Source organism: Candidatus Avelusimicrobium stercoris, from assembly GCF_002437085.1.
In the GTDB taxonomy this organism is placed as follows: domain Bacteria; phylum Elusimicrobiota; class Elusimicrobia; order Elusimicrobiales; family Elusimicrobiaceae; genus Avelusimicrobium; species Avelusimicrobium stercoris.
In genome coordinates, this window is record NZ_DJOA01000024.1 from 1 (window position 1) to 7,165 (window position 7,165).

Genomic DNA, 7,165 nt, shown 5'->3' on the forward strand with positions numbered 1-7,165 from the left:
TATCCCGTGTGGCGATGGAAATCGTCAAACGGCCTATCAGCGGGTATGTGTTCTTCGGGTTATCCAAATGACTCCGCGTATATTACCACCCGTTAAACACCAGTTTGTAAAGGGGCGTTCTGGTAATCCGCTTGGACGCCCCAAGAAATTGCGCGAATCGGAACTCTTACAGACTGCCATTAAGTTTTTTGATGAATTAGCCAAGGCCTACTATTTCAAAGGAAACTCGGCCCATAAGATAAACCGCATTCGGAAGGTGCTAAATGAGAAATAAGTGTTATTTACCCAAAACTTTTGATGAACTCAAAGGCTTGCCAGACGAAAAACTCCAATTTTATTGGGATATATTCTATCGGTATCCGTTAAGAGGGAGAAAGAGCAAATATAGACCTTTGTGGTATGCCATTCAATGCGAGTTGTATAGTTGTAAACTGGCAGAAAAGTATATAACTCGCCTTGATAAGTATGCTGATAACCCCGAAAAAGACATTCAGCGGGCCCATAAATGTAAATATAATTTAGCGATAGGAACTATCCTAACAAAAAAATATAAAGGGCAGATTTATCAAGTAATAGTGAAAAATGAGAAAGAATATGAGTGGAACAACGAAATATATCCTAATTTAACCGTCATAGCGCAGAAAATAACTCGGGGTCACGTTAGTGGCCCCAAGTTTTTTGGACTGGTGGGGAAGCAAAATGCCAAAAGTTAATTGTGCTATATATACCCGTAAATCTACTGAACACGGCCTAGATATGGAGTTTAACTCACTCCAAAACCAAGAAGAAGCCTGTAAGGCTTATATTCTGTCCCAAGCGTTTAATGGGTGGGAGTATTATAAAACATATTCGGACGGAGGTATTAGTGGTGGTACCATGGAGCGCCCCGGATTGCAAACGCTCCTTAACGATATCCAGGCCGGGAAAATACAGGTAGTTGTCGTTTATAAGGTGGACCGCCTTTCGCGCTCTATTATAGATTTCCACAAAATGATGCAAGAGTTTGATAAATACGATTGTAACTTTGTGTCCATTACCCAATCCTTTGACACGAGTAATTCTATGGGAAAACTAACGCTCAATATGCTGCTATCCTTTGCCCAGTTCGAGAGGGAAGTATCAGCCGAGCGTGTGCGCGATAAAATCGCAGCCAGTAAGGCTAAAGGTCTGTGGATGGGAGGAACACCGCCGCTAGGGTATGACATCAAGGACAGGCAGTTAATTCCCAATGAACAGGAAAAAACTCTCGTCAAGTTGATTTTTACCAAATATTTGGAACTGGGCAATATGTTTGCCACCGCCCATTGGCTAAACGAGCAGGGGTATCATAGCAAAGCATGGGTACCTAGGTGCGGCAAACCGCGCGGAGGTAGGCCCTTTCAAAAAAGTGGGATTCAGCGGATATTAACCAATCCCGTCTATATCGGCAAAGTGGCCCACCATGCTAAAAACAAGATATATCAAGGCAAGCACGAGGGCATAGTTCCCATGGATATATGGGAACAGGCACAGGAGTTTATCCGGCGGCGCGTTAAGGACAAAAATGCCTTTAGTACCTATCAGGTACATGATAGCGTGCTATCCCGTAAATTATATGACGATACAGGGCGCAGTTTCCGGCTGACAACCGCCAAAAAGCAAGGGAAGAAGTTCCTGTATTACTATAACGGCGTGGGCGGGCATTATCTGCCTGTGGAACAACTGGATAATTTCGTGTTAAAAACGCTTAAAATGACTGATTTTGATGATTTGGAGCCGTTAGCCAACAGAGATGCTCTGCCCGATAAACAAATGCGGAAATGGATAGATAAAGTAGTTTGCCAAAGTACGGGGAAAACGCACTATTTGAGTATATTCTTAAACGAAAAGCAGATAAAGGCGGATTTGAGTGCTTTGCCTAAAATATCAGGCCAAGCGGAAGAACGCGCTCTTGTGCCGGAGAAATTAGACGAGAAATTATATGTGAGAAATACCTTTATAGTGGATAATGTGTCGTCTATGAAACTGCAAAACGGAAGAGCACGGAATATACTGACGGTACGGCAATTAAACGAGAGTTTAGTACGCGGCTTATCCCGCGGGTGGCAGTTAAAACGGCTGCTAGAAAAGGGGAAATCACTGCGAGAATGCGAAGCGGCCAGCGGTATGAACAAACGTACCATTGCGCGCTACTTAAATCTGTGTTATTTATCTCCCAAGATACTGGCAGATATTTTAGAATACCGGAACCCACGCAATATGACGTTAAAGGAACTTATGACCTTGGGAGAGGGAGAAACAGGGTTTAGAGAACAGGAAAAGGCGTGGATAAGTATTATAAAATAACTATATGAATACGAAAACAGTTTTATCACGATATCCTGCATTTATGGGGCGTTGGAAAAAATACAAAAAACAATTTCCTGATGTTAAAAATTGGTTTATTTCTAGTGATTATTGTTTTGATAAAAATAAATATAATCAAGTAATTACCTTTACTATCTGCCCAAGTGTAGATATAAAATGGTTGGATTCTCAATTGCGACAAGATTTGCCTAAAGATATTAAACATCTTACTCACATATCAGATAAAATGATATATTTCTTGAAGAGTAATTACTTCTTTTTTTCTATTTCTTTTATTATTAAAGGAAAATGCGAACTTTTAATTGATAATTTAAAGAAGAGTCTTCCAAAATGGATAAAACAATTGGAAATAAACAATAAAGTCAAATATCACAAACAAATTAAAAGATATAAATTATTACAATGTTATTTAACTCAAAAATCCTACAACAAAAAACTTGTTTCTAATTTATGTCTTACAGCCACATCTTTAGCTTCTATTATTGAGTTTTTGATTATTAAATATGATGCTAAAAAAATACTGTGGATTTCTGATAGAGATGATATGCTCGGCCTTTGTGAAGGCGTGATAATTAATATCACTCAATCATTTTATAATGGATTATTAAATGGAAGGAAGAAAGAAAATATTCTTTTTGGAGTGACTAAAGAGAATTCTAAAACTAATACATTTGAATTTGATGCGCTGATTCGATATCCAGATGTTATTTCTGGTATTATTTCTTCTGTAGATTTTGAAAGAAATATATGTGATAAAGCAAAGCATTTTGACTTATTTGTAAATGCGGTGGCGGATAATGCACGAATTCAAGTATTTCAAATAAATGATGGGTTTTTGCGAAATTCTTATGAGTTCAAACGAAGTGATAAGGGTGATGATATTATTAGAGCACATCTTGTGCCGGAAATATAGATTATTCGGATCCTCCAAATTTCCCCGTTAGAGAACAAGGCACGGAAATGGGCCTTTCTTTTACCCCTAAATACCTCTCTAAAACCTGTATGGATAAAAAATCGGGCGTCGCCCCGACGGAGGCCAACCCATAATCCCAACAAAAAAGACACCCCATACGAGGTGTCTTTTTAAATGGTGGTTCGAATAGGACTCGAATCCCTGACCTCTTGCAAATATCCTTATGTGTGCGCAGATTGTGGCGCCAAAAACGCCCTGTGTGGGCTTGAAGAAAATCGTCGGTATGGGTACCCGCAGAAAAAATCACAGAGACAAAATTTTATTGGATAGTACCCGTATCGGCAAAATATAATAATTTATTTATAATATAATACTTGATTTGTTGCCGATAATGAGTTATACTACCAGTATAGGGAGGGGGAATTTTATGGCATATATATCAGTAGCACAAGCAGCTAAAAAATGGAAATTATCGGAGCGCAGCGTGCGGAATTATTGCACGCTGGGCCGTATCCCTGGTGCGTTTTTAACAGGCAAGACCTGGAATATCCCGGAAGATGCCACAAAGCCTACCCGCAAACCTAAACCAAGCAAGGGGGCTAATACCGTACTACAAGTATTAAAGACAGAGCAAGCAGCCAAACAGCACGGTGGCTTTTATCACAAAATACAAATTGACCTTACTTATAATTCTAATCATATAGAGGGAAGCCAACTTTCGCACGAGCAAACCCGTTATATTTTTGAAACCAATACCATAGGCGTGGAAGATAATGTGGTCAAAGTGGATGATATTGTAGAAACGGCTAATCATTTCAAGTGTATTGATATGATTATTGAAAATGCCAATTATAAGCCCAGTGAACGCTTCATTAAAGAGTTACATGGCGTGCTTAAAAACGGTACTTCGGACAGCCGCAAAGCGTGGTTTGCAGTGGGAGACTATAAACGCCAAACTAATGAGGTCGGCGGACATCACACTACGAGCCCAGAACACGTAGCGGCCAAAATGAAAGAACTGATTACAAAGTATAACCGCAAAGATAAACACACGTTTGAGGAACTATTAGATTTCCATTACCAGTTTGAAGCTATACATCCCTTTCAAGACGGGAACGGCCGTATTGGGCGGCTTATTTTGTTCAAAGAGTGTCTGCGCAATAATATTGTGCCGTTTATCATTACGGAGAATATAAAGATGTTCTATTATAAAGGACTGAACGAGTGGCCTCATAACCACGAACGTTTAACCGATACCTGTTTATCGGCCCAAGATCAAATGAAAGCGGTACTGGATTATTTTAAGATTATCTATTAAAACAGTTTGATACCGCGCAGGACTTGAACCTGTAACCTCAACAAAAATTTAAGTAAAGCCAAAAAGTGGATCCTGCGATTTTTGCCGTCGGAGAACTTGGGGCGAATTATCTGACTTTTACGCCCAGGATAAAGCACTCTAAGACGGTGACTAATAAAACAACAAGGAATTTCTCGTCGGAGAAAGATAAAATAACACACAAAAAATCCCCGTCTCTTGGGCGGGGAAAATAGAAATGGACCGGAAGGGACTTGAACCCCTGACCTCCTGCGTGTAAAGCAGGCGCTCTACCAACTAAGCTACCGATCCAAAAACCAATTATCCTTAACTAGGACAATTATTATTTTAGCAAAAATAGTACGCAACTTCAACTATTTTTCTAAAATATTATTCTTCCACTTTGGGCGTGGTGCGGGCCCACTCGTCGGCTTCTGGGCCCCATTTGTCCTTTACCGCTTGCGGAATTTTGAATAAAATACTCGTGCACTTGGCCGAGACGGTGCCGTCCGGCAGGATGATTTCGCCCTCCACTTGCGCGCGGGAACCGCCGTCGCGCAGGACGCGCCCCACGGCTTTTAGCGGCGTATTAGTCGGCGTGTTTTTCTTGTACACTACTTCCATTTTTAGCGTAACCATCAAACGGTTAAAGTCATTATTTAGCAAAATCGCGCGGCCAGAGGTTTCGTCCAAAATCGTGGCGATAATGCCGCCGTGTACCGTGCCGGGGTACGAACAATAATCGTCCGACAGCGTGAAAGTGGTTTCAATTTGTTTGTTTTCGTAATCGTTGAACCACTCCAATTTCAGGCCTAGCGGGTTGTTTTTCCCGCAGGCAAAACAATGCAAAGAGGTGGGCTGACGTAATTTTTTCATAAGCGTTCTCCTAACTTTTATTATACTTTTTTGCTAAACTAATTTTATGCCAAACATAGAAACTGAATTTAAATGGGACGCCAATTCTCCCCGTGCATTTTTTAAGGTGCTCTCGGCGGTTCGGCAAGTCCCGGCGACACGCCTTGCAAAGCCCCGCACCTTGCACATTTGCGATACCTATTTGGATACGCCCAATCATTTTTTTGAACAGAACCAAATTGCTTTCCGCGTGCGAAATACCGACGGAAAATGGGAAGCCACTTTCAAAACCCGCACGGAAGTAAAAAACGGCCGTGCCGTGCGGAAAGAGGAAACTTTGCCGATGCCGCGCGTTAAAAATTTGGCGCAGGCGTTATCATTTTTAGCAGATAAAAAAGAGTGGGGCAAGTTGCCTTTGACGGAGTTAAGGCCCCTTTTTTCGCTGCGCAACAAACGGACCTCGTATGATGTTTTGTATAACGGCGCGACAGCCGAACTTTCGCTGGATAATTTTGTGATTTATGTGTGCGGGCGGCGCGTGCTGATGAAGGAAGCGGAACTTGAATTAAAGCAAGGCGCGCCTGAAAAATTGGACGAATTGGCGCGGCAAATTACACACCTTTCCGGCCTTGCTTATGCGCGCGTTTCCAAGGTCAAAACGGCTACTGCGTTGCTTGCGCTGTGGGGGGAGAAATGACCTCTTTTTTTGCGCTTGTATTTAGTTTGGTAGCCCCGGGGGCCGGGCAGATTTTTACCGGGCATTACGCCGAGGGCATCATATTGGGCGTGGCGTTTGCGCTAGGCAAAAGTGTGGGGCTTCCGCTTCTTTTACGTGTGTTTAAAGTGTCGTCTTTAAAGCGTACCTTGCAATTTTTTTACGCGTGCAACTGGTGCTATATTTTGCTGATTGCATATGCGGTTTGTTCAGCCGTATGGCACGGATTTTACGCACAACACACGCACGCGTGGTATGCAATTTTGGCGGCGACGGCGATTTCACTGGCGTACCGTAATACGCTAAACGCGTTTGTTTTTACGGCGCTTTGCGGGCGCACGGGCGTATATAGCATTTTGCGCCAGAAAAAGCAATCTCCGACGGGAAAAATAGAAAAATAAGCACTTGATTTTTTTGAAAAAGTTATTTTACGACGAGAAAATGTTTGCAATTTAAAATAATTTGTGCTATTATTTTTATGAGGTTAAAACTAATTGTCTCGGGAGAGAAAAATGGCTGTTAAAAAAACCGTGAAGAAGGCCGCCGCCAAGAAACCGGCCACCAAAAAAGTAGCCGTTAAAAAGGCCGCAGTTAAGAAACCTGTTAAAAAGGTTTGCAAAAAAGCCGGCTGCGCCAAAAAAGCCTGTGCAAAAAAAACCGTGAAGAAAGTAGCCGTCAAAAAGGCAGCAATCAAAAAAACCGCCGTTAAAAAAGCGGCTGTTAAGAAAACCGTGAAAAAGGTTGCTGTTAAAAAGACTGCTAAAAAAGTAACCGTAAAAAAAGCCGCCGCCAAGACACCGGCCGCTAAAAAAACGGTAAAAAAAGCAACAAAAAGAAAATAATTTAGTTCCAGCAAAAAAGGCCGACGGGCAGCAACCCGCCGGCCTTTTTTATGTCGTTTTTTAAATTAGGGGTTATACTGAACTGGCGGGCCACACCCTAGTGGGCCACCAGTTCAGTATGACGGCAAAAATATGTTTTTTGTCGTTGCTTTTCCGTTGTTCTTTTTAAAGGGGTTGTT

9 protein-coding genes and 1 tRNA gene are annotated in these 7,165 nt (G+C 41.8%); 8 read left to right on the forward strand and 2 right to left on the reverse strand.

From position 1 onward, the window contains the following. The 5 genes from B2118_RS03950 to B2118_RS03970 all read left to right on the forward strand — a co-directional run. On the forward strand, positions 1 to 274 hold a 274-nt coding region (locus B2118_RS03950; RefSeq protein WP_428053415.1), incomplete at its 5' end, for a DUF5681 domain-containing protein. Then, the gene (locus B2118_RS03955) at positions 264 to 713 is read left to right on the forward strand and encodes a DUF2924 domain-containing protein (RefSeq protein WP_428053416.1); all 450 of its coding nucleotides are present in this window, start codon (positions 264 to 266) and stop codon (positions 711 to 713) included. The genes B2118_RS03950 and B2118_RS03955, both read left to right, overlap by 11 nt. After that, positions 700 to 2,325, forward strand: coding sequence for a recombinase family protein (locus B2118_RS03960; protein ID WP_428053417.1), 1,626 nt, complete (start codon positions 700 to 702; stop codon positions 2,323 to 2,325). Before B2118_RS03955 ends, B2118_RS03960 begins: the two co-directional genes overlap by 14 nt. A gap of 4 nt (positions 2,326 to 2,329) precedes the next feature. Then, positions 2,330 to 3,259, forward strand: coding sequence for a hypothetical protein (locus tag B2118_RS03965; protein WP_428053418.1), 930 nt, complete (start codon positions 2,330 to 2,332; stop codon positions 3,257 to 3,259). Positions 3,260 to 3,686: 427 nt separating this feature from the next. After that, complete coding sequence (locus B2118_RS03970; RefSeq protein ID WP_428053419.1) at positions 3,687 to 4,577, forward strand: Fic family protein; 891 nt, start codon at positions 3,687 to 3,689, stop codon at positions 4,575 to 4,577. Positions 4,578 to 4,813: 236 nt separating this feature from the next. Here the strand turns inward: B2118_RS03970 and B2118_RS03975 are convergent. Both B2118_RS03975 and B2118_RS03980 read right to left on the reverse strand, forming a co-directional pair. Next, positions 4,814 to 4,886, reverse strand: a tRNA-Val gene (locus tag B2118_RS03975). 78 nt (positions 4,887 to 4,964) lie between these two features. Beyond that, positions 4,965 to 5,450, reverse strand: coding sequence for a PaaI family thioesterase (locus B2118_RS03980; RefSeq protein WP_428053420.1), 486 nt, complete (start codon positions 5,448 to 5,450; stop codon positions 4,965 to 4,967). Positions 5,451 to 5,496: 46 nt separating this feature from the next. Here B2118_RS03980 and B2118_RS03985 point away from each other — a divergent pair, with 46 nt between their 5' ends. From B2118_RS03985 to B2118_RS03995, 3 genes are all read left to right on the forward strand, one after another. Continuing rightward, positions 5,497 to 6,126: a CYTH domain-containing protein gene (locus B2118_RS03985; protein ID WP_428053421.1), complete on the forward strand. Its 630-nt coding sequence runs from the start codon at positions 5,497 to 5,499 to the stop codon at positions 6,124 to 6,126. Next, complete coding sequence (locus B2118_RS03990) at positions 6,123 to 6,545, forward strand: hypothetical protein (RefSeq protein WP_428053422.1); 423 nt, start codon at positions 6,123 to 6,125, stop codon at positions 6,543 to 6,545. Before B2118_RS03985 ends, B2118_RS03990 begins: the two co-directional genes overlap by 4 nt. A 111-nt stretch (positions 6,546 to 6,656) precedes the next feature. Next, positions 6,657 to 6,986: a hypothetical protein gene (locus B2118_RS03995; RefSeq protein ID WP_428053423.1), complete on the forward strand. Its 330-nt coding sequence runs from the start codon at positions 6,657 to 6,659 to the stop codon at positions 6,984 to 6,986. The last annotated feature ends 179 nt before the right edge of the window (positions 6,987 to 7,165 follow it).

Coding starts and splice junctions, on each gene's coding strand:
- B2118_RS03980 (WP_428053420.1), bottom strand. CDS start 5,450: ATGAAAAAATTACGTCAGCCCACCTCTTTGCATTGTTTTGCCTGCGGG.
- B2118_RS03970 (WP_428053419.1), top strand. CDS start 3,687: ATGGCATATATATCAGTAGCACAAGCAGCTAAAAAATGGAAATTATCG.
- B2118_RS03960 (WP_428053417.1), top strand. CDS start 700: ATGCCAAAAGTTAATTGTGCTATATATACCCGTAAATCTACTGAACAC.
- B2118_RS03955 (WP_428053416.1), top strand. CDS start 264: ATGAGAAATAAGTGTTATTTACCCAAAACTTTTGATGAACTCAAAGGC.
- B2118_RS03995 (WP_428053423.1), top strand. CDS start 6,657: ATGGCTGTTAAAAAAACCGTGAAGAAGGCCGCCGCCAAGAAACCGGCC.
- B2118_RS03990 (WP_428053422.1), top strand. CDS start 6,123: ATGACCTCTTTTTTTGCGCTTGTATTTAGTTTGGTAGCCCCGGGGGCC.
- B2118_RS03985 (WP_428053421.1), top strand. CDS start 5,497: ATGCCAAACATAGAAACTGAATTTAAATGGGACGCCAATTCTCCCCGT.
- B2118_RS03965 (WP_428053418.1), top strand. CDS start 2,330: ATGAATACGAAAACAGTTTTATCACGATATCCTGCATTTATGGGGCGT.